The organism is Marinobacter sp. F3R08 (assembly GCF_018860425.1).
Taxonomy (GTDB): Bacteria; Pseudomonadota; Gammaproteobacteria; order Pseudomonadales; family Oleiphilaceae; genus Marinobacter.
Genome location: NZ_JAHKPI010000015.1, coordinates 132,169 through 152,421, shown reverse-complemented (window position 1 = coordinate 152,421; position 20,253 = coordinate 132,169). Strand labels below are relative to the sequence as shown.

Below are 20,253 nucleotides of genomic sequence, written 5' to 3'. Positions count from 1 at the left end.
TTAATCAAACAGACGCAACTGGGCAACCGGAGCGTCGTCATTGCGAAAACGCACCCCCAACCCTAACAGCCGTACCGGCCGCTCCCGATTGGTCACCAATTCTTTGAGTAACGGCTGGTAGTCCTCCAGAGCAGGTGCCTGAATATGCTCCCGAACACGTTCCAAGGTATGGGTGGAAAAATCACTGTAGCGAATCTTGATAAAGAGTTTATGAATCGGTTTCCGGCGAGCCTTACGTGACAATCGCAGATTCAGGTCAGCGACCAGAGATGCCATGACGGTCTCACAGGCGGACATGTCCGGCAGATCCTGGGAAAACGTTCGTTCGACACTGACTGATTTCGCGATCCGAGACACCACCACAGCCCGTTCATCGCGACCGTGGGCCATTTCATGAAGACGATAGCCCTGTTTGCCGAACCGCTCAATCAACACATCAGCCCCGAGTGCCTGCATATCACCGCAGGTCTTGACACCGAGCGCGTGAAGTTTCTGTGCGGTCACCTGCCCTACCCCGAACAACTTTTCCACCGGCAATTCCTGAACAAAGGGCGCAACGCTCTCCGGGCGAATAACAAACAGTCCGTCCGGTTTTTCCCAGTCGCTGGCAATCTTGGCAAGGAACTTGTTGGGCGCAACGCCAGCGGAGATGGTAATACCCACTTCCCGAAACACACGCTCACGGAGGTGGCGGGCCATCAGCGTTGCACTGCCTTTGTAATCAACGACATCGGAGACATCAAGAAAGGCTTCATCCAGAGACAGAGGCTCCACCAGGTCTGTCAGTTCCCGCAGGATGGCCATCACCTGTTGTGAAACCGCCCGGTACCGCCCCATATCCGGCGGCACCGTCACCAGCCCGGGACACCGCCGCCGAGCCTCACTGCCAGGCATCGCTGAACGCACCCCGTATGCGCGTGCCTTGTAATTGCAGGTGGCTACCACGCCTCGACCGCCTTCACCGCCCACAGCCAGAGGCACATCCCGGAGGCTGGGATCATCCCGCATCTCCACCGCCGCATAGAAGCAGTCACAATCCACGTGGATGATCTTGCGTTGTGGCATAATCAGGGGGCTCGCGTCGACATTCTGTACATTTATACAGCCTTGTATCTTAAGCTAACATGCAGAGAATGTCAGGAACCCTTATCCACCGGCGCACCAAATATTGCGAGGCCCCATGAGCAACCCGATCCCAGAAACAGAACGCACTGAAATTGAGGCAGCCGCCTTTCGCCGGCTGGTCAAACACCTGCGTGAAAACACTGACGTACAGAATATCGATCTGATGAACCTGGCAGGCTTCTGCCGCAACTGCCTGTCTAAATGGTACCGGGCAGAAGCGGATGAGCGCGGATTCGAGTTGTCCGACCCGCAAGCCCGGGAAGAAATCTACGGCATGCCCTACGAGGACTGGAAAGCCCTCTACCAGAAAGGCCCCAAGCAGGACCATAAATAATGAGTGTCAACGATGCCGTAAGGATCCATCTGGCATCCCTGGACGCCGGCCATGCCAGCTTCAAAGATTCCCTGGCCCTGATCGAACAGCACTTTGAGTACCACCCCTGTGGTTTCCGGAACGGACCACTGGTGAATGCAGAGGGCGAGAACGCTGGGTCCTGCCGGATCTTTGGCCTTGGCCAACATTGCAATCTGAGCGAAGTCGACACACTCAAACTGTTCGCCGAACACTACCAACAGGTACTGGACGACCCGACCGGCGAGAGCCATGGCAATATCCGCCAGTTCATCAGCACCGGATGGTCTGGCATTCGCTTCGAAGGCATGCCACTTCGTCAGCGCCCGAACCCAACCGACAACATGACCAGGGAAGAGACTCCTTCATGAGCGATACCGCTACCTCCGGGGTAAAACAGGGTTTTCAGTTAAAAAGCGCCAGCGTCTCCATGACTGCCCTGGAGCTCTACTACTTTGATGACGGTGAATTCGAAGGCGTACTGCGGGATAAAATCAGCCAGGCACCCGGGTTCTTCAAGGATATTCCTCTGATTATCAGCCTGGAGAAATACCAGGGGCTGGACAGCGAACTGGACTTTTTCAAGATCATCGGCACCTGTCGTCGCAACCACATCCACGTGATTGGCGTGCGCGGAGGTACCGATGACCAGCGCCGCCTCGCCCGTGGCGCCGCATTGGCCCTGTTACCGGGTAACGGTCAGCGCGACCGCACCCACGAAGCCAACCAAATGGCCGCCGAGGAAGCAGAAACCGCGAATGCTCCTACGCCGACAACGAGTGCCGGTGATCCACCCCCGGCCAAAATTATCAGTCAGCCGGTGCGTTCCGGCCAGCAGATCCACGCTCCGGAGGGAGATCTCGTGATTCTTGCACCGGTTCAGGCCGGTGCCGAAGTGCTCGCGGCGGGCAACATTCACGTCTATGGACCTCTGCGGGGACGGGCTCTTGCCGGCATTCACGGCGCAGAATCCGCTCGGGTATTCTGTCAATCTCTGGAGGCAGAGCTTGTGTCCATTGCGGGACACTATAAAATCTCCGAAGATCTTCAGGATAATGGCTGGAAAAGCGCTGTGCAGATCCAGCTCCGGGACGACCTGCTGGTGGTGACGCCACTGGACAAGGCCTGAGACTGGATCTGAATACAATAATTGACCGGATAATTCGGCAGACACGACGAATCCACCGAGAAACAGGAACAGAACCTTGGCTAGAATTATTGTCGTTACCTCAGGAAAGGGCGGCGTTGGCAAAACCACCACCAGCGCCTCGATCAGCACCGGCCTTGCCAAGCGGGGCCACAAGACCGTAGTCATTGATTTTGACGTGGGCCTGCGCAACCTCGATCTGATCATGAATTGCGAACGCCGCGTGGTGTACGACTTCGTAAACGTGATTCAGGGCGAAGCATCCCTGAATCAGGCCCTGATCCGGGACAAACGGGTCGATACCCTTTACATCCTTCCCGCCTCCCAGACCCGGGAGAAAGAAGCGTTGACCAAAGACGGTGTCGAGAAGGTCATCAACGAGCTCTCTGAAACCTTCGATTACATCGTTTGTGATTCCCCGGCCGGCATTGAACACGGCGCCCAAATGGCCCTGTATTATGCCGACGAGGCAGTTGTAGTCACGAATCCGGAAGTGTCGTCTGTTCGGGATTCCGACCGCATCCTGGGCATTCTGCAAAGCAAATCCCGCCGCGCCGAAATGGGTCAGGATCCGGTGAAGGAGCACCTGCTTCTGACACGCTACAACCCCGACCGGGTAGAGCGAGGCGAAATGCTGTCCGTCGCGGATGTGGAAGAGATTCTCGCAATTCCCCTGCTGGGCGTCATTCCCGAGAGCCAGATCGTACTGAATGCATCCAACCAGGGGATGCCTGTCATTCTGGAAGAGGATAGCGATGCGGGACAAGCATACAACGACGCCGTCGCACGCCTGCTGGGTGAGGAACGGGAACACCGTTTCATGACTTCCCAGAAGAAAGGTTTCTTCTCACGGATGTTCAAGGGAGGCTAAGGAATGAGTTTCCTCGATTATTTCAAAGGTAAAAAGAAGAACACCGCCAGTGTGGCAAAAGAGCGCCTGCAGATCATTGTTGCCCATGAGCGTGGCCAGCGTGAACAGCCGGATTATCTTCCTCAGCTCCAGCAGGAACTACTGGAGGTCATCCGCAAATACGTTCAGATCAGTGACGACATGGTTCAGGTTGAAGTTGACCGCAATGACAGCTGCTCGGTACTGGAACTGAACGTCACACTACCGGAGCGATAAACCACGTGGCCTGCCCCGGAACGGGCAGGTCATGACTTACCACCTCGCGAAGTGGTCTTCCATAAGCCCCCGCAGACCTTTGACCTGGATTGTCCTGCCAGCCTCATCCGTCACCGTTCCATTAAACGTGCCGACATACTGCCGGAAGTTGGAGGCCAACACCCACGCATCCAGTTTCTCTTTGCGGACACCGGCCGGAACAAAGTGCAGATCAACCCGACCATCCTCCGTGGACACATCCCAGTCACTACCGGGCCTGTAGCGATCAAAACGGAACTTTGCCGCTCCCAGTTTATGGCAGACACCATCCAGCCAGAGCGCATTTTCTGTCATCCCTGTTTCGTTGACCCCAGCAGCCAGGTTCAGCCCCAAAGATCTGCCATCCTGTAACTGCCCGGCAAGACACGCCCAATTCCAGGCAGTCTCCCGGCGCATAAAGCCGCAACTCCAGTCGATGGATCCCCGGGTGTGCTCGTCACAGCGCCAGATCTGGTGCCCCCAACGCACTTCCCCCTCCACCGGCAAACCTGCTGATTTACGGGTAAACACCCAGCCGTTATAACCAGCCGGACAAACCAGTCGAAGCGGGTCACGGTCCTCCTTCAGAGTCAGTTCAATTTCGATACCGCCCGGCGCAGAAACGGTGATTGCACGACCGTCAGTGGACGGCGCAATTTGCACGGCAACCTCACCCTTGTTGAACGTCGACACACCCTCCTCCGGACGTGGCTCAATGCAGGTGTGTCTGGCCAAAGGCTGCAGGAAAGACTGCGCCATCATCTGACCGGTCTCGAAATCAAAGAGATAGAAAAATCCGTTCCCCACCAGTTTCAGATCCACCACCGCCAGGCCAAACACCCAGCCCGGCCCCATGGCGCTGACAAACTGAAACTGGTTGAAGCGCCAGCGCCTGGCCAGCCGTGAACGCGAACGGTCCATCACCGTACGCAAGTCATAGTCCAGATAATTGATCTCTTCTACAGGCTCATCCAGTTGCCCGGGAACCACTTGCCCTTTACCGTTGATCAGTTTTTTTATAGTCATAGTCGTCGTCAGATCAGGCCAATTTGAGGGATAGGATCAACAGGTCGCTACCTGGTTCACAATCCATTGTTTCCGTGGCCATGTCAGCAAAAGCCTCATGCTAGACTCGGCCCACCATCTCCCAGGAAGTGTACCCCATGAGAAAGAGCATAGCCCATGGCATTGCGGGCTGGGCCTCGGTCATAAGCGGGCTTGTCTGCGCATTGCTAGTGTTTGCTGTTGCTGCCACCGCCCGGGCTGAACTGCCCACTGAAACGGACGAGGCATGGACGCTGCGCAAGGAATCCAGTGGCATTCGCGTTTATACCATTGAGCAGCCAGATTCCAGATTCAAAGCCTTCAAGGCCGTGGCGATACTCGAGACGCCTATCGAAAACCTGATGGCCGTCATGGCCAACCCCGGTTCATGTGTCGAGTGGGTGCACAACTGCACCGAATCCTATGCTTTTGGCGACGGCGAGTTCCTCGACCGCTTTGCCTATTCGGTCAACGATATGCCCTGGCCGGTAACCGACCGGGATTATGTCCTGCGCATCCAGACCCGCGGCGATCAGGCCTCCGGTGAGATTATTATGCACCTGAACGCAGTGCCCGATCAGCGGGCGGAAAACAGCAGCCGGATACGAGTCGACCGCTCCGACACGTTGTACCGTTTCACCCCGCAAGGGAATAAAACCCGAATGGTCTGGGTTCAGCACACCGATCCCAATGGCTCACTGCCTGGCTGGCTGGTGAACTCCCTGCTGGTGGATATTCCGATACGATCCATGGAGATGCTCGAACGCGTCGCAAACACAGAAAAGTACCGGGGCTACCGGCTGGTTCACGACGCGCAGGGCCAACTGACCGGCATTCGCTTATCAACGCCGTGAGCCTGGCGCCCCATCAAGGGATGACGTGCGCCATGTGACGCGCTAAGCTTTGGCAAAGGACTCTAGCAAGGCAGCCCAGATTGATGACCGTTCTCGCTTACGAGATCATGACACCCAGCATAAAAGCCGTTCCCCAATCCTGGACCATGGACCGGCTGGCCCGCTTTCTCACCGACAACGAAATAACCGGCAGCCCAGTTACCGATGACGATGGCGAGATTGTTGGTATTGCCACCCTCAAAGACATTACCGAGTTCCGGTGGAACGCCACACGTTCCGATACCGACCGACACCTGACCCCGGAGGAACATGAGGAAGCCCGGCGTCTGCGAATGGTGATTTTTGAAGAAATGGGCAAGGTGCCGGTGGAAGTCCGCGACATCATGACGCCCATTGTTTTATCGGTTGACGAAAAGACGCCGGTGCGCGACATTGCCAATATCATGATGCGCGAGCATCTGCATCGGATCTTTGTCACCAACGATTCAAAAATTACCGGCATCATAACGACTTACGACATGCTAAAAGTGATCTCGGACGAGGAGCTCACGCAACGCTGCGCCGATAAAGACTGAGCCACCAGAGAGGTAACGCCACTTATGCCCAGAGCACCGCAAGCTCGCCGAAAGATGTACGTCCTCGACACCAACGTCCTGATTCACGACCCGAACGCCCTCCTCAACTTTGAAGAACACGATGTCATTATTCCGATGACGGTCCTCGAAGAGCTCGACAATCTCAAGTCTGGCAAGCAGGCCGTGGCAGCCGACTGCCGCCAGGCCATCCGAAACATCGACAAATTGCTTGGTGATGCCAGCCCCAAAGAGATCGAGAAGGGCGTTCCTATCATCCGGGGCAAAAAAGCCGAACCTCTGGGCCGCCTTTCAATCCTGATGAGTACCGGCGACAGTGGCAAACACTCGCTGCCGCAACACCTTAACGACAACAAGATCATTAACACCCTGGCTGCCCTGCAAGACCGGCACAAATCCCGGGATATCATACTGGTGTCAAAAGACATCAACATGCGCCTCAAGGCTCGCGGCTTCGGAGTGGAAGCCCAGGACTACCACAACGACCAGCTCCTTGACGACATCGACCTGCTGCCCAAGGGCTACCGGGAGTTCCCCAACTCCTTCTGGGATACCATTGAGAAGGTGGAAACCGTGCAGCGGGAAGGTTCTACCGAGCATATTCTGAAACGCGAAGGTGAACTGGCGAAACTGAACATCAATGAATTTGTCGTGGACGAGATGGGATTTGTCGGCAAGGTGGCGGATCTTAACGACACTCAGGTGATCATCAAGGACCTGCACCAGCACGACCTGATGAACGAAGAAGTCTGGGGCCTGGTTCCCCGGGATATTTATCAGGCCATGGCGCTGAATCTGCTACTGGACCCGGATATCCATCTGGTCAACCTCACCGGCTCCGCCGGCTCGGGCAAAACAATTCTGGCCCTTGCCGCCTGCATCGAGATGACCGTGGCCAGCAAACTCTACAAGCGCATCATTGCCACCCGCTCCACCCAGGGACTGGACGAAGATATCGGCTTCCTGCCCGGAACCGAAGCCGAGAAAATGGAGCCCTGGCTGGGCGCTATCGTCGACAATCTGGAAGCGCTGCATGAAGATGATGAAAACATGACAGCCAGCGTGGATTACATCCTCAGTAAGGTACCCCTGCACTTCAAATCCATGAACTACATCCGGGGGCGCAGTTTCCAGCACAGCCTGATCATCATCGACGAATCCCAGAATCTGACACCGCACCAGATCAAAACCATCATCACCCGGGCCGGTAACGGCTCCAAGGTCATCTGTCTGGGCAACCTGGCGCAGATCGATACGCCCTACCTGAGCGCACTCAGTTCCGGTCTCACTTACATGACCGAACGGTTCAAGGGCTTCCGCCACGGCGCCCATATCCACCTGCAGGGGGTTCCACGCTCGTTGCTGGCAGAGTTTGCCGAGGCCAATCTCTGACAGTGCCAAATCCCAAGATGACAAAAGGGGCAGAACGAACGTTCTGCCCCTTTTGATTGATGGTTTCAGAGACACTGGTCTGCTCTTGCGCAGCACTTGCAATCCGGGTGTTCATATCAGTGATGGTTGCGACGGCCTGACCTATGCGCTGCAACGCATCATCCACCTGACGGGTTTCTTCTACCGTCGCCTCACTGCGCTCGCTGATAGCACCGATCAGCGTGACTCCGTTCAGGGCCAGAAGGTTGGTCTGATCGGCGATTTCGTGAATCACCTCAAGCACGCTATCAATACGACAGGAATCGGCTCCCAACTGTTCAATAACCCGGACACCTTCTTCCACCTGTCCGGTGTCACTCTGCTTCCAGCCATAGGAAACCTAGCCAGCGCCAGATAGTTCAGCTCCTCCTGGCGCTTGCTCTCCTCCATGTCAGAAGAGAAGCCGACCACAGCCTCGTCACCGATATCTCCGGCCTGCTTGAGGTTGTAGGTAGTGGAATGCCGTCAGCACGATCACCGGCACGAGGGCCAATGAAAAGCGACCGGAAGCGTCATTGCTGATAGTGCGTAGTCGGTTTCAGGGCTGAAACCAGGGGGAACGTGTCTCTAACTCAGTCTTTAAACTCCGCCTTGTCGAGGCCGTGCTTTCGCATCTTGTCGTACAGGGTCTTGCGGGCAATGCCGAGCTGCACCATGGTGTCCTTGATGCTTCCATGGCAAGTGTTCAACGCGCTAATAATGGCGGAGCGTTCAAAACTGTCCATCATTTCGGCCAGCGTCTGCCGGCCTGCAACGTTGGCTGAATCGGACGAGGGCTCATTTTCATTCAGTGCCGCAGGTCCCAGCAAGACATAACGCTCGGCCAGATTTCTGAGCTCACGGACGTTACCGGGCCAGGAGTGCTGCATCAAACGGGCAGCCTGGCCCGCATCCAGCGGAATACTCTCGCGGTCATAGCGGGCGGCCGCTATAAGAACGAAGTGGTGAAACAGCATGGGGACGTCTTCCTTGCGCTCCCTCAATGGAGGGATGTCCACCTTGACAACATTCAGCCGGTAATAGAGATCAGAGCGGAACTCGCCCTCGTCACTGAGTTTTTTCAGGTCGGCCTTGGTGGCAGCAATAATCCGCACATCCACTTCCTGCACCTGATTGCTGCCCAGGCGCTCAACACGCTGTTCTTCAAGCACCCGTAACAGTTTCACCTGCAACGGCATCGGCATGCTTTCCAGTTCATCCAGAAACAGCGTGCCCTTATTGGCATGCTCAATCTTTCCGATACGACGTTTTTCCGCTCCGGTGAAGGCTCCAGCCTCGTGTCCGAACAATTCACTTTCAATCAGGTTTTCAGGCACCGCACCGCAGTTAATCGCCACGAAATTATGAGCGCTACGTCCACTGTTCTCGTGAATGTAGCGAGCCAATGCATCCTTACCCGAGCCCGTCTCCCCATGCAGAAGGACGTTCGCGGAGATATCGAGAATCGGATCAATGGTTGCCATCACTTTCTGCATGGACGGCGAATCGCCCAGCATCCGGGGACCAGGCCTGGCCAGATGACGTAACTGAGCCTTTAGTCGCCGGTTCTCAAGAGCAAGGTGCCGCTTTTCCAGGGCATGGCGAAGCAGCTCGATCAACTCGTCCTGATCAAACGGTTTTTCAATGAAATCGTAGGCCCCCTGCTGCATGGCCGTTACGGCTGTGCTTATATCCCCCTGGCCGGTGAGGATAATCAGCGGAATGGTATCGTCGATGGAACGAACCCGATCCAGCATTTCCAGACCGTTCATCTCCGGCATGTTGAAGTCACACAGAATCACTCCGTCATAGTCCGCATCAACGTGTTTCAGTGCCGACGGCGCATCCTCGAAACAGGTGACCGGCAGGTCCTCCAGGGTGAGTGTCTGGGCAATGGCCTGTCGGATATGTGGATCATCGTCCACAAATATAATTGAAGGTGTTGTCATTCCGTGGACTCCCGTTTCTTGAGGGTCAGGGCAAATTCCGCTCCGAAGCCTTCCGTCCGGTTACGGCCAATCAGACTGCCACCGAGTGCATCGACGATCTGGCGCGAAATGGATAGCCCCAGCCCCAGTCCCTGCTTGACCGACTTGGTAGTATAAAAGGGCTCGAAGATCTGTTGTGTGTTGCCCTGCAGGCCTGGCCCGTTATCCCGAACCAGGCATGTCCAGCAATCCTCTGCTTCCTCAATATCAATTCGTACTTTCGGATCCCTGACGCCCTCTACAGCCTGTACTGCATTGGTAATCAGGTTCACCATGACCTGCTCAATCCGTATAAGGTCTCCATGGCACATCACCGGGTATTCCGGCCGACTCCACTGAATATCGATATCTGCACTGGATTTTTGCGCCACAATAATCTTGAGGGAGGCATCTACCGACTGCCGAAGGTCTACCAAGGCGGGAGGTCCCTCGGATTTTCGGGCAAAAACCTTGAACTGCCGGGTCAGCTCCGCCATTTTGTCGCACAGGGTGATAATTTCTGACAGGTTTGCGTCGACCATATCCTCGGCACCCTTTTCCAGAAAGCGCCGACTATTCCTGGCGTAAGTCTGGATGGCCGTCAGAGGCTGATTCATCTCGTGATTCAGGCCCGCAGACATCTGACCAAGCACCGCCAGCTTCGCAGCCTGGATCAGCTCCTGCTGGGTTTCCCGGAGCTCCGTCTGCGTGCGTTCGCGCTCCCTGATTTCTTCCAGCAACTTGGAGTTGGAATTCTCAAGATCGGCAGTGCGCTCGGCCACCCGACGTTCCAGCTGCTCACCTCTCAGAGCCAGCTCTGCCTCACGGCGGTATCGCTCACGCAGGTAGAGCCATGTAAGAAGGCCGCCGAAAAACAAGGCTGCACCACCAAACAGAAACGCGATACGAGTCCAGAGCACAGAACGGGTCCCGACCATCACCTGCAGATTCCAGTCCAGCCTGGGCAAGGGCACACGAACGCTAAGGTATTCCTTGGCTTCGCCACTTTCACGGATCGCCACCTTTTCAGACTGCCTGGACAGCCCCCACGGCTGATCCAATACATCCAGCGTAATTGGCGTCAGATCCCGATCCGGATAGCGCTGACGAGACTCTTCATCCAGCAGTGTCTCTGCGTTCCCGAAGAAATTCCGGTATAACCAGTTCGGCTTGCTTGCGAGGAAACTAATGCCCGCCTCGTCCAACACAACCATTTCCGCTTCCCTTAACGCCGAAGGCCGGTGCCACTGAGATTCCAGCTCATGCACCAGGACCTTTACAGCAACTATGCCAAGCACCCGACCTTCGTCATTCCGAACCGGATGCGAAAAATAGAGCCCGCGAACGTCAGACATCAACCCCAGGGCAAAATAGATGGCCGAGTCACCGGATGCCATCGCTTCGTAAAAGTAGGGACGAAAACTGAAACTCCGGCCTACGAAACTGTCGGGCTGCAAATAGTTATTGGCTGCGATGGTCAGTCCAGAGGTATTCATCAGATAAACATCAGAACTACCAACAATCGTAGCCATGCGCTGCATTTGCTCGTTGGCCTGAAGAATCGCGGTCGGGTTGTCTGGTTCGCTCAACGCCTTCTCAAGCAGAGGGTGTTCCGCCATCAGCTCCGGTACAGGGAGATACCGGTTCAGTTCGTTTGCTACGAGCTGACGATAACGAAAGGACTCTTCCAGGCTTTCCTGCTCCACCTGGCGATATCCGACCCAGCCACCAAGCAACCAGGACATAGCCAGCGTGGCAACGAAAACAAGAACAGCACCAACCCGGTAGGACATAACATCCGGTTCCTGAAAAACCGTGGAAAGCCGCTAGAGTATAGACAGGCTGCAGACAGAACAACCGTACCATGTCTCCATGATACGGTTGTTCAGCTACAGACCATCGGGGCCTGCCCGTTACAGAGCGTCTGCCGTGGTCAGACGACTCCTGCGTTGCTTCTGGATGACAAATGCCAGGATTGCCAAGGCTACACCGGTGAGGTCTGTCCAGATCCCGCCTTCAATCATCAGCAAGGCCGCCGCAATCAGAAGCACTCGGGTTATCCAGGACGCGGACACGCGCGCAAACCAGCCCAGAACACCGCCAGAGAGCATATAGACGCCAAAGGTTGCGGTTACCAGAGCCCTCGCAATATCGAACCAGCCTGCTTCCATCAACAGAGCACCGTTGTAGAAAAACATGAAAGGCACGATGAACGCGGCAATACCAATCCGGAATGAGGCAACAGAGGTTTCCATTGCGTTAGCGCCGGAAATCCCGGCCGCCGCATAGGACGCCAGTGCAACCGGTGGTGTAATCGCAGACACAACAGCGAAGTAGAACACGAAGAAGTGTGCGGTCAGAGGCTCAATACCCAACTGAACCAGGCCCGGCGCAACCACCGAAGCGGCAACCGCATAGGCTGCGGTGGTCGGCATTCCCATCCCCAGGAGGATAGAAATGAACATGGCAAAGATCAGTGCCAGCAGCTGACTGGTTGCAGCAACATCCAGCAACAACACCGAGAAGCGTGCACCTACCCCGGTCAGGGAGATCACACCAACGATAACCCCGGCTGCTGCGCATACCACGATAATCTGAATGGCCATGTAAGACGCAATTTCCAGCGCCTGCAGGATATGCCTGATACCCATCTTGTTGGGGGATATCCAGCTCACCACGGCGGCAGATACAGTAGCCAGAGTACCGGCCCGGATCACCGAGTAGCCCATAAACAAGGCAACAATCAGAATAATGATTGGCACGAACAGGTAGCACTGCTTCATCATGGCTTTGAGCTTCGGCAGCTCATCTTCGCGCATGCCACGCATGCCGGTCTTAGCGGCCTCAAAATCCACCATGAAATAGACCGAAGCAAAATACAGGATCGCCGGAATGATCGCGGCAATAGCAATCTCGGTATAGGGAATCCCGGTAATCTCCGCCATGATAAAGGCGCCAGCCCCCATGATCGGCGGCATGATCTGACCACCGGTAGAGGCGGCCGCTTCAACAGCGCCGGCGGACTGTTTGCTGTAGCCCACCTTTTTCATCAGTGGAATCGTCAATGAACCGGTGGATACCACGTTGCCGGCACTGGTTCCGTTAATCATACCCATCAGGCCGGATGCGAAAATGGAGACCTTGGCCGGACCACCGCGGGAACGACCCGCCGCCGCAAACGCAAAGTTTACGAAATAGTCGCCCACCTTGGAGGACTGCAGGAAGGCGGCAAAGATGATGAACAAAATAATGTAGGTTGAGGAAACCGCCGTGGTGGGCCCAAGAATACCCGCATCGGTGTAAACCTGACTGAAGAACCGCTGCACCGACAGGCCCGGATACCCCAGAAAACCGGGCAAATAGGGACCGGCAAACACATAGGCCAGAAATATCAGCCCGATGATTACAAGCGCCATTCCCGCTACCCGACGGGTCAACTCCATAATCAGGGCTGTGCCTGCAATCGCTGCGAACGAGATTCCAACCGGGGCAAAGGAGGTACCGGTCGACATCCGCATGGAGGTGTTATAAACCACCAGAAAATAGGCAGCTACAGCCAGTGAGCAGACAATCAGGACCAGATCCGGCACGCTGAATACCGACCGTTCCCGTTGGTGAAACCAGCTCATGACAATGCCCACGCCCGTTGCCGCTAACAAAGGCCAGCCGAAGTGCCAGACCTCCAGCTCCACAGGGATCCGCATGGCTCCGTTCTGGACCATCTGCCAGAACGAAAAAGTCTGATACAGCACATAGAGCGCTGGCAGCATGGCTGCAGCACTGATCCAGGTGGTCCAACGATGGCGAGCCCCGCCCTCCTCAGACGATACGAATCTGGCGCCAGCAAACAGAACAAAGCCCAACACAAGGGCGCCAGCAATATGCACAATCCGGAACGACCATGTTTCCAGGGGCGCAATGTTCAGGGAGTACAGGTGGAAAGCTGAATAGACAATCGCCAGCAAAGCGACAAATTTCAGCAGGCCGCCTTCGAACAGCCGGCGGTTGGCTTCAACCGGTTCGTCGTCCACGTTGTGGGCAAGGACATGGTCGTCGCCCACCTCTATGTCCGAAAGGTCTTTGGAATGTTGTTCGGTAGTCATGAAACACTCTGCATGCAGGCAAATCGGAGCCAGAACTGTGCTGGCCATTCTATGCGGGGGACTGCCTCGCAATCCCCCGCGGGAGCGCCGTTACTTGATCTGACTGTCTTCGATCGGGTAACCGTTCTCGTTAAACCAACGTGCTGCACCCGGATGCCAGGGCAGAACATTGTTCTTTGTGTAGTTCTCGGGAACAGAATTGCGAGCTGCCTTATGAATGGAGACCATTTTCTCGTTGTTCTCCATGGTCAGCTTGGTCATCTCGTACACAAAGCTTTCCGATACATCGCAGTTCACCATCGCGAAATTCCACATGGAAACCACACGTGAGGGCTGTTCCAGGGACTGATAGGTAGACTCCGGAATGATGAACTCGGAAACCGGGAAATTATCGATGATGGTTTCCGCTTCTGCATCGGTCATCTCGATGATGTTCACATCGGTCTGAACTTCCAGCTGGCTGACCGCAGGGATCGGGATACCGGCCGCAAAGGCAACGACATCAATCAGACCATCCTGGAGCTGACCGCCCAGATCAGACCAGCTGCCATTACGGCGCTCGAAGTCAACGCCGAGGGCTTCCATCATCCGGGGGAAATAGGTGTCAGAAGTAGAGCCGGCCGGTCCGAAACCGATGGTGGCGCCATCCGGGATGTCGGCAATGGAAGTAATACCAGAGCTGGAGAGCGCGGTTACGGAGAACGGCGTTTCATACATCGGGAACATGGCACACACATTGTCCATCTTCATTCCCGGTGCCAGGGGGCTCTTACCATCCATCGACTCACGCGCCGGACCCATGGTAGTCAGGCCGAACTTCAGATCACCGGTGTGCACCAGCGCCATGTTCTGTACCGGACCACCGGTGATTTCCGCGCCACCAGACACGCCCAGGTTTTCAGCCACAAAGTTGGCCCAACCAGAACCATAGGCAAAGTAGGTTCCGCCCTGGCTGGCCGTACCAACTGTGAAGTTGCTCGGCCAGTCTGAACGGTCCTGAGCGATAGCGGGGGTTGCGACTGCGAAGGTGGAGGCGAAGGCCACCGCCATTACGGCTTGGGTTTTCATAAAGAATGCTCCCGTTTCATTTTGTTTGTTGGGTGCTCAACGAAGCGAAGAAGGCTTCAGAAGGAGAATTTAAGCAAAAAAACGGCCAGATTGTAAAAATAGATAGAAAACAGTGGGCTTTAAGATTTATCAGCTTCCAAGATCTCAAAAATGGGTGAAATCCCACTCATTTATATCTGGCAATGGGTGGAAAATGACCAGAATAAACCTCCATCTTCGGGCCTGAGTGGGTGTCAGGGAGCAGAGGAACCCCACCAGCATCAAACACCTTGGCCAGGAAGCACTACTGTACACACTATGAACATGTCGGCTAAATCGCTTATACTGAATTCTGCCTTCCCCCGAACGCCGCTCACCTGAGGCACGACGACATGTCGATTTCCGCTAAGACCACGACATTGATTCTGCTCATGGGCATTTTGCTTTCTTTGTCGGCCTTTCTCATTCAGCGCAACGTAATTTACCCCGCCTTTAATGACATCGAAGTCGATTACGCCAAAAACAACATTGACCGGGTAGTCCGTCGACTGGAGGCACAACGGAGAACTATCGATTCAACGGTATACGACTGGTCAGCATGGAATGACACCTATTCCTTTATACAAACGGTTGATCCGGAGTACATCGATTCAAATCTGTATCCGGACACGTTTGTGAACTTCGGGATCAATGTCGTTCTTTTCCTCAACCGTGATGGAGAGCTCGTCTGGGGTCGGATTTTCAACTTCCCGTCAGAAGACAGTTTCGTCGATCTGACAGAGACCCATCTCGACAAAGCGATAGCAGCAATCGCCAATCTCAGGAACCAGATTGATATTCAGGAACACATTGATGAGCAAACTACCAGTGGCATTGTCGACCTGAATGGCATGCCGGTTCTACTTTCAATGCGCCCAATCGTGAAAAGCGACGGCTCAGGACCACACCGCGGATATATAGTGTTTGGCCAGTTTCTCGATGACCGACTGATCAGCCGACTGTCCAAACAGATTGTCCTGAATTTCACGATCGAAATGGTATCGGATACCTCGGATACGGCTGACCTGAACAGGTACACCGTGGACATCATTGATTCAAGCTCACTTGCCGCTTCCAAAATCTTCAGTATCGAGGACTCGCCGAGTCTGAGAGCGACCGCAATCCTGCCCCGTAAAATCACGCAACTGGGCAAGGAAATCACATTCTATGGGGTGACACTGCTCGTATTATTGTGCGCCCTTCTCGCAGCAGCGCTGCTGGTACTCTTCCGCCGGATAATCATTGGGCCGATCATGAACCTGAAGTCCGATATATCCGACATTTCCAGTGCCATGGACTACTCCCTCCGGGCCAGCATAAGTCACAATGATGAAATCGGTGCCCTGTCCCGGGAGTTCAACGCCATGATCGATTTGATTGAATCCAACAACACGGAATTGTTGCGTCTGAATGCTGAGCTGAACTCGAAACAACAAACGTTGCTTGCAACCCAGAACCAGCTCCAGAGCGCGAACGCCGAACTGAGGAACTTATCCGAGCACGATCCTCTCACCGGCCTCTCGAACCGGCTGGCCCTTGAAACGAAGCTAAAACAGGCCTGGGAAATTCTGAGCCGAACAAGCGACCCCCTGTGTGTCATGCTTGCGGATATCGACTACTTCAAACACTACAATGATCGATATGGACACCAGGCCGGAGACGAAGCGCTGAAGCAAGTTGCAGCGTCCCTATCACAGGCTGCGCAAAGGAAATCAGACATGGCAGCGCGATACGGCGGCGAAGAATTCCTTCTGGTTTTTCCGGGCACTGACCGGGATGCCGCCATGAACATTGCAGCATCGATACGGGAACGAATCCTTTCGGCCAACATTCAGCACGAGAGCAATCCCGTTGAGCCTTTTTTGACCATCAGCATCGGAATCTCAACAGTGGTGCCAACCAATGACCTCACAATGGAGAGCCTTGTCAGTGCTGCCGACGAGGCTCTTTACAAGGTCAAGAGGAGCGGCAGAAACAATTTCGGCTATCAACCGGTTGAAGCACCGGTCCGATAGCCACGGTCTACCACCGCCCCTGGAGTGTTGCAACAATGCACCGGCTCTCGGCCTGCCCCCGGTGTTCGCACAAATCACGATCCCAGAGCAAGGGAATACCGCGACAGTTTCAGAATCCATTAGGTAATGAAGCTGCCAAAAACAACGACTTCCCCTCAGACCGTGAGCCTCCCTGCGCACTCGCATCCATGTCCGTCTCGGGTTTCGGTGTGTTACTCCTTTTATGGACTGGTACAGGTAACCGATACTCAACTACTTGATAAAAAACGACGCTTGATCAAGTCAACAGCTTGACGAAGAACAAGGTCAGGTCCGGGAAATACGTAATGATCATCAAGGCAAACATCTCACATATAACAAACGGCACCACGGCTTTGGCCGCTTGAGTAAACCGGATACCTGCAATCTGAGAGGCTAGATAAAGGGCGAGCCCTATTGGCGGGGTGATATGCGCCATGGATAGATTTGTAGTCATAATTGCACCGAAATGGATGGTATCTACACCCACAGCCTGCACGGCCGGCAACAGAAGGGGAACCAGCAGAAAAATCGCCGAAACAGGATCGAGAAAGGCGCCAGCAAAGAACAGAATAAAATTGACGAGCAATAGCATAACCACTTCACTGCCACCACTCGCTGCCAATAGCCAATCGCGCACCTGCATGGCAGTGCCGTCGATCATAAGAATGAACGACAGAATCGATGCCATGGCCAGAATCAACATCACCACCCCTGTCGTGATTCCCGATTGCAACATAAGATAAGGGTAATCTTTGAGCCGAATCTGACGATAGAAGAAGCGATCAATAACAAAGACATAAATGACGGCGACGGCAGCCGCTTCGGTGGCCGTAAAGATACCCCCGTAAATACCGCCCAAGATGATCACCGGAGCCATCAGTCCCCAGAAAGCATCCTTGAGAGCTCGTCGAAACTCCGTAGGCGTTCTCTCAATATCAGCAATAGGGAATTTTCGCTTCTTCGCAACAACGTATATATAAGCGCACAACACCACAGCAAGAATAAGCCCTGGCCCAATTCCCGCGGCAAACAGCGCCGGGATTGAAGCATTGGCAATCACACCGTAGAGAATCAGATTCATGCTCGGCGGAATCACGACACCAAAAGTGCAGCCTGCAGCTACCGTGGCACATGAAAAGCCCAACGGATAGCCAGCTTTCTGCATGGCTCCGATCATAAAACCAAGTGCAGCGATCGCCGCAACATTCGAGCCCGACAAGGCACCAAGGAAAGCTCCCGCAACAATCACGGTAATCGCCAGTCCCCCAGGAACACGGCCCAACATAAACTGCGCCAGATACACTAACCGGGTAGCCAGGCCCGTTTGCGCAATCATGTTTCCGGCGACAATAAAGAGCGGAATGGCTAATAGAGTGAAGGAGTCGATAGCACCGGAAAAGATCTGCGGCAAAGTCGTGAAAGGTGCAATATGGTGGTAAGCGAAAACCACCACGCCGGCAAGCCCCAGCGATATCGAGATCGGGAAATTAGCCAGCAGGAAAACAAAGAAAAGCAGCAAGGCCAAGATGCCTGCGCTTGAAAGTACATCCATTAATGAATCTCCGCAGAAAAAACAAAAGGTCTATTTGTACTGCTTTTCCAGTTCGCTCTCAGAAACGAGCCTGTCCGAAGACGGGACATCCTTGTAACGCGACAAACCTGCAACATCGCGATAGACAGCAATCAAACATCGAATCCCACACATCGACAGGCTGGCAAAAATACCTGCATTGATGGTCCATACCGGGATACCCGTTGCGGGACTCGTTTGGCCCACACGGAATGACTGAAGCAAAAAAGCCCAACAGTAGTAAGCCAGGAAGATGAAAAACGCTGCGGTGACGAGCAATACCAACAGATCGGCAATGCGCCGATAACCGAGAGGTAGGAGATCGGCAAGGAGGGGAACGCTGCCATGCTTGTTGTACTTGAACGCAGCCGAAGCACCAAAAAGTGCGGCCCACAGAAACATGAACGTTGCCACTTCATCAGCACCGGCAATGGGGATCCTGAAAACGTAACGAGCGATCACGGCTGTAAAAGTGAGAATGACGATCCCGAGCATACACACGACAACAATGATTTCCTCCAGGTGATCAACCGTGAAAACCACATATTTCTTCAATCTCTCCACGTTCAGACCTCGTGTGGCAGACAAAAATAGCAGGGCAGTCTGATCGACCGCCCTGCTGCGGGGCGTTACTCGATATTAGAAGCAACTTCGGATTCGAAGAGCTCAACGAAGTCCTTGCCAAGTGACTGCTTGTATTCGTCATAAACTGGCATCAGGACATCCTGAAATACCGCCAACTGCTCGTCACTTAGTGTCGTGACGGTCATGCCGGCATCTTTCAGTTTATCGATCAGGTCTATATCTTCCTGTGCAACGACTTCACGCTGATACGACATAGCCTCGCGTGCAGCACGCGTAAACATTTCCTGGTCAACTTCAGAAAGGCTGTTCCAGAAAGGCAAACTGCCAACAAACGAAAGTGCATCGTAGGAGTAGTTCCAAATGGTCACGTGATCCTGAGCGTCGTAAAAACGCGATGACCAGATGAGTGACAGAGGGTTTTCCTGACCATCAACCGCTCCGGTCTGAAGCCCGGTGAATACTTCGGCGAAATTCATCGTGGTTGGCGAAGCGCCCAGCGCTTCGAAAATCGACAGGTAGAGCTCAATGCCCGGAACACGAATGCTCAGACCATCGAAATCAGCAGGCTCAGTGATCGGTCTTTTCGAATTCGTCACTTGTCGAAAGCCGTTTACACCCCATGCCAGCCCGACCAGGCTGTGTCGCTCCAGGTCATTCAACAAAGCATCACCTGCTGGACCATCTATGACAGCATTAGCTGTCTCATGATCCGGAAAAAGCCAGGGAAGCCCCAGTACTTGATAACGCGAATCAAGGCCGGTCATCCAGGTCGTCGACTTGATCAGAAAGTGGATAGCGCCTGATTGTGTCATCTCCAATTCAACCCGATCACTCCCCCCTGCCAAAGCCGCATTAGGGTGTAACCGAACGACGTAATCTCCTTCTGAGTACTCATCTACAAGATCGCGGAAGCGTTCAGCTCCTTGATGCCAGCTGGAACCCGCAGCCGCGTTGTAAGAGACATTAATAGGCTGTGCTGCAGAGAGCAGTGCGGACGCGAGCATCATGGGAATCGATGCAGCAGCAATAAGAACTTTCTTACGAATCGTCATCTTTTTCTTTCTCCGGTTGTCGTTTTCATTTAATTCATCAATTGATGCATTGAATTTTGCATAATGTATACCATATTTCATAACACATTGTTTTATATGTATTTTTATGGAATTAATTTTTCAAGCAACGATATTTAACTAAAAACTTCGCACCGAAAAAGCACGCTTTTTCACGACCAGTGGCG

The 20,253-nt window shown here is 54.3% G+C and carries 18 protein-coding genes and 1 pseudogene; 9 read left to right on the top strand and 10 right to left on the bottom strand.

Going from position 1 to position 20,253, the window contains the following annotated elements; translation table 11 throughout:
- A complete protein-coding gene (gene dinB / locus KO499_RS09785; protein ID WP_215983555.1) occupies positions 1–1,065 on the bottom strand; it encodes a DNA polymerase IV in 1,065 nt (354 codons plus the stop codon).
- Between the two features lie 115 nt (positions 1,066–1,180).
- Here dinB and KO499_RS09780 point away from each other — a divergent pair, with 115 nt between their 5' ends.
- The 5 genes from KO499_RS09780 (at position 1,181) to minE (ending at position 3,750) form a co-directional block, all read left to right on the top strand.
- Positions 1,181–1,459: a DUF1244 domain-containing protein gene (locus KO499_RS09780; protein ID WP_215983554.1), complete on the top strand. Its 279-nt coding sequence runs from the start codon at positions 1,181–1,183 to the stop codon at positions 1,457–1,459.
- Positions 1,459–1,848, top strand: a complete 390-nt coding sequence (locus tag KO499_RS09775; RefSeq protein WP_215983553.1) for a HopJ type III effector protein — start codon at positions 1,459–1,461, stop codon at positions 1,846–1,848. Before KO499_RS09780 ends, KO499_RS09775 begins: the two co-directional genes overlap by 1 nt.
- Entirely contained in the window at positions 1,845–2,606 is a 762-nt protein-coding gene (gene minC, locus KO499_RS09770; protein ID WP_215983552.1) for a septum site-determining protein MinC, read from the top strand. Before KO499_RS09775 ends, minC begins: the two co-directional genes overlap by 4 nt.
- Before the next feature lie 76 nt (positions 2,607–2,682).
- The gene (gene minD / locus KO499_RS09765) at positions 2,683–3,495 is read left to right on the top strand and encodes a septum site-determining protein MinD (RefSeq protein WP_215983551.1); all 813 of its coding nucleotides are present in this window, start codon (positions 2,683–2,685) and stop codon (positions 3,493–3,495) included.
- A 3-nt stretch (positions 3,496–3,498) separates the two neighbouring features.
- The gene (gene minE / locus KO499_RS09760; RefSeq protein ID WP_215983550.1) at positions 3,499–3,750 is read left to right on the top strand and encodes a cell division topological specificity factor MinE; all 252 of its coding nucleotides are present in this window, start codon (positions 3,499–3,501) and stop codon (positions 3,748–3,750) included.
- 36 nt (positions 3,751–3,786) lie between these two features.
- Here the strand turns inward: minE and KO499_RS09755 are convergent, their stop codons facing one another.
- Positions 3,787–4,794, bottom strand: coding sequence for a DUF2804 domain-containing protein (locus KO499_RS09755; protein WP_215983549.1), 1,008 nt, complete (start codon positions 4,792–4,794; stop codon positions 3,787–3,789).
- Between the two features lie 137 nt (positions 4,795–4,931).
- Between KO499_RS09755 and KO499_RS09750 the strand changes: the two genes are divergently transcribed.
- From KO499_RS09750 to KO499_RS09740, 3 genes are all read left to right on the top strand, one after another.
- On the top strand, positions 4,932–5,666 hold the full coding sequence (locus KO499_RS09750) for an START domain-containing protein (RefSeq protein WP_215983548.1): 735 nt from the start codon (positions 4,932–4,934) through the stop codon (positions 5,664–5,666).
- 83 nt (positions 5,667–5,749) lie between these two features.
- Complete coding sequence (locus KO499_RS09745) at positions 5,750–6,241, top strand: HPP family protein (RefSeq protein ID WP_215983547.1); 492 nt, start codon at positions 5,750–5,752, stop codon at positions 6,239–6,241.
- Between the two features lie 24 nt (positions 6,242–6,265).
- Positions 6,266–7,651: a PhoH family protein gene (locus KO499_RS09740; protein WP_416240389.1), complete on the top strand. Its 1,386-nt coding sequence runs from the start codon at positions 6,266–6,268 to the stop codon at positions 7,649–7,651.
- A 52-nt stretch (positions 7,652–7,703) separates the two neighbouring features.
- Here the strand turns inward: KO499_RS09740 and KO499_RS09735 are convergent.
- From KO499_RS09735 to KO499_RS09715, 5 genes and pseudogenes are all read right to left on the bottom strand, one after another.
- Positions 7,704–7,997: pseudogene (locus KO499_RS09735) on the bottom strand (methyl-accepting chemotaxis protein); the annotation flags it as partial.
- 265 nt (positions 7,998–8,262) lie between these two features.
- A complete protein-coding gene (locus KO499_RS09730; RefSeq protein WP_215983546.1) occupies positions 8,263–9,618 on the bottom strand; it encodes a sigma-54-dependent transcriptional regulator in 1,356 nt (451 codons plus the stop codon).
- Entirely contained in the window at positions 9,615–11,429 is a 1,815-nt protein-coding gene (locus KO499_RS09725; protein WP_215983545.1) for a sensor histidine kinase, read from the bottom strand. Before KO499_RS09725 ends, KO499_RS09730 begins: the two co-directional genes overlap by 4 nt.
- 120 nt (positions 11,430–11,549) lie before the next feature.
- Positions 11,550–13,739 carry a TRAP transporter permease gene (locus tag KO499_RS09720; RefSeq protein ID WP_215983544.1) on the bottom strand — a complete coding sequence of 730 codons (2,190 nt, stop codon included), beginning with the start codon at positions 13,737–13,739 and terminating at the stop codon, positions 11,550–11,552.
- Between the two features lie 90 nt (positions 13,740–13,829).
- Positions 13,830–14,807, bottom strand: a complete 978-nt coding sequence (locus KO499_RS09715) for a TAXI family TRAP transporter solute-binding subunit (RefSeq protein ID WP_215983543.1) — start codon at positions 14,805–14,807, stop codon at positions 13,830–13,832.
- Between the two features lie 371 nt (positions 14,808–15,178).
- On the opposite strand from KO499_RS09715, the gene KO499_RS09710 reads away from it, so the two are divergent.
- Positions 15,179–16,840, top strand: coding sequence for a diguanylate cyclase (locus KO499_RS09710; protein WP_215983542.1), 1,662 nt, complete (start codon positions 15,179–15,181; stop codon positions 16,838–16,840).
- 277 nt (positions 16,841–17,117) lie between these two features.
- Here the strand turns inward: KO499_RS09710 and KO499_RS09705 are convergent, their stop codons facing one another.
- The 3 genes from KO499_RS09705 to KO499_RS09695 all read right to left on the bottom strand — a co-directional run bounded on the left by KO499_RS09705 (position 17,118) and on the right by KO499_RS09695 (position 20,149).
- A complete protein-coding gene (locus tag KO499_RS09705) occupies positions 17,118–18,413 on the bottom strand; it encodes a TRAP transporter large permease (RefSeq protein ID WP_215983541.1) in 1,296 nt (431 codons plus the stop codon).
- A gap of 30 nt (positions 18,414–18,443) precedes the next feature.
- Positions 18,444–18,995: a TRAP transporter small permease gene (locus KO499_RS09700; protein ID WP_215983540.1), complete on the bottom strand. Its 552-nt coding sequence runs from the start codon at positions 18,993–18,995 to the stop codon at positions 18,444–18,446.
- Positions 18,996–19,060: 65 nt separating this feature from the next.
- Positions 19,061–20,149, bottom strand: coding sequence for a DctP family TRAP transporter solute-binding subunit (locus KO499_RS09695; protein ID WP_215983539.1), 1,089 nt, complete (start codon positions 20,147–20,149; stop codon positions 19,061–19,063).
- Positions 20,150–20,253 lie beyond the last annotated feature (104 nt).

Bases quoted from the DNA above. Each gene is read 5' to 3' on its own strand.
- KO499_RS09750 (WP_215983548.1), top strand. From the start codon at position 4,932: ATGAGAAAGAGCATAGCCCATGGCATTGCGGGCTGGGCCTCGGTCATA.
- KO499_RS09775 (WP_215983553.1), top strand. From the start codon at position 1,459: ATGAGTGTCAACGATGCCGTAAGGATCCATCTGGCATCCCTGGACGCC.
- KO499_RS09730 (WP_215983546.1), bottom strand. From the start codon at position 9,618: ATGACAACACCTTCAATTATATTTGTGGACGATGATCCACATATCCGA.
- KO499_RS09725 (WP_215983545.1), bottom strand. From the start codon at position 11,429: ATGTCCTACCGGGTTGGTGCTGTTCTTGTTTTCGTTGCCACGCTGGCT.
- KO499_RS09745 (WP_215983547.1), top strand. From the start codon at position 5,750: ATGACCGTTCTCGCTTACGAGATCATGACACCCAGCATAAAAGCCGTT.
- KO499_RS09705 (WP_215983541.1), bottom strand. From the start codon at position 18,413: ATGGATGTACTTTCAAGCGCAGGCATCTTGGCCTTGCTGCTTTTCTTT.
- KO499_RS09715 (WP_215983543.1), bottom strand. From the start codon at position 14,807: ATGAAAACCCAAGCCGTAATGGCGGTGGCCTTCGCCTCCACCTTCGCA.
- KO499_RS09740 (WP_416240389.1), top strand. From the start codon at position 6,266: ATGCCCAGAGCACCGCAAGCTCGCCGAAAGATGTACGTCCTCGACACC.
- KO499_RS09710 (WP_215983542.1), top strand. From the start codon at position 15,179: ATGTCGATTTCCGCTAAGACCACGACATTGATTCTGCTCATGGGCATT.
- KO499_RS09720 (WP_215983544.1), bottom strand. From the start codon at position 13,739: ATGACTACCGAACAACATTCCAAAGACCTTTCGGACATAGAGGTGGGC.
- dinB (WP_215983555.1), bottom strand. From the start codon at position 1,065: ATGCCACAACGCAAGATCATCCACGTGGATTGTGACTGCTTCTATGCG.
- KO499_RS09695 (WP_215983539.1), bottom strand. From the start codon at position 20,149: ATGAAATATGGTATACATTATGCAAAATTCAATGCATCAATTGATGAA.
- KO499_RS09755 (WP_215983549.1), bottom strand. From the start codon at position 4,794: ATGACTATAAAAAAACTGATCAACGGTAAAGGGCAAGTGGTTCCCGGG.
- minC (WP_215983552.1), top strand. From the start codon at position 1,845: ATGAGCGATACCGCTACCTCCGGGGTAAAACAGGGTTTTCAGTTAAAA.
- KO499_RS09780 (WP_215983554.1), top strand. From the start codon at position 1,181: ATGAGCAACCCGATCCCAGAAACAGAACGCACTGAAATTGAGGCAGCC.
- minE (WP_215983550.1), top strand. From the start codon at position 3,499: ATGAGTTTCCTCGATTATTTCAAAGGTAAAAAGAAGAACACCGCCAGT.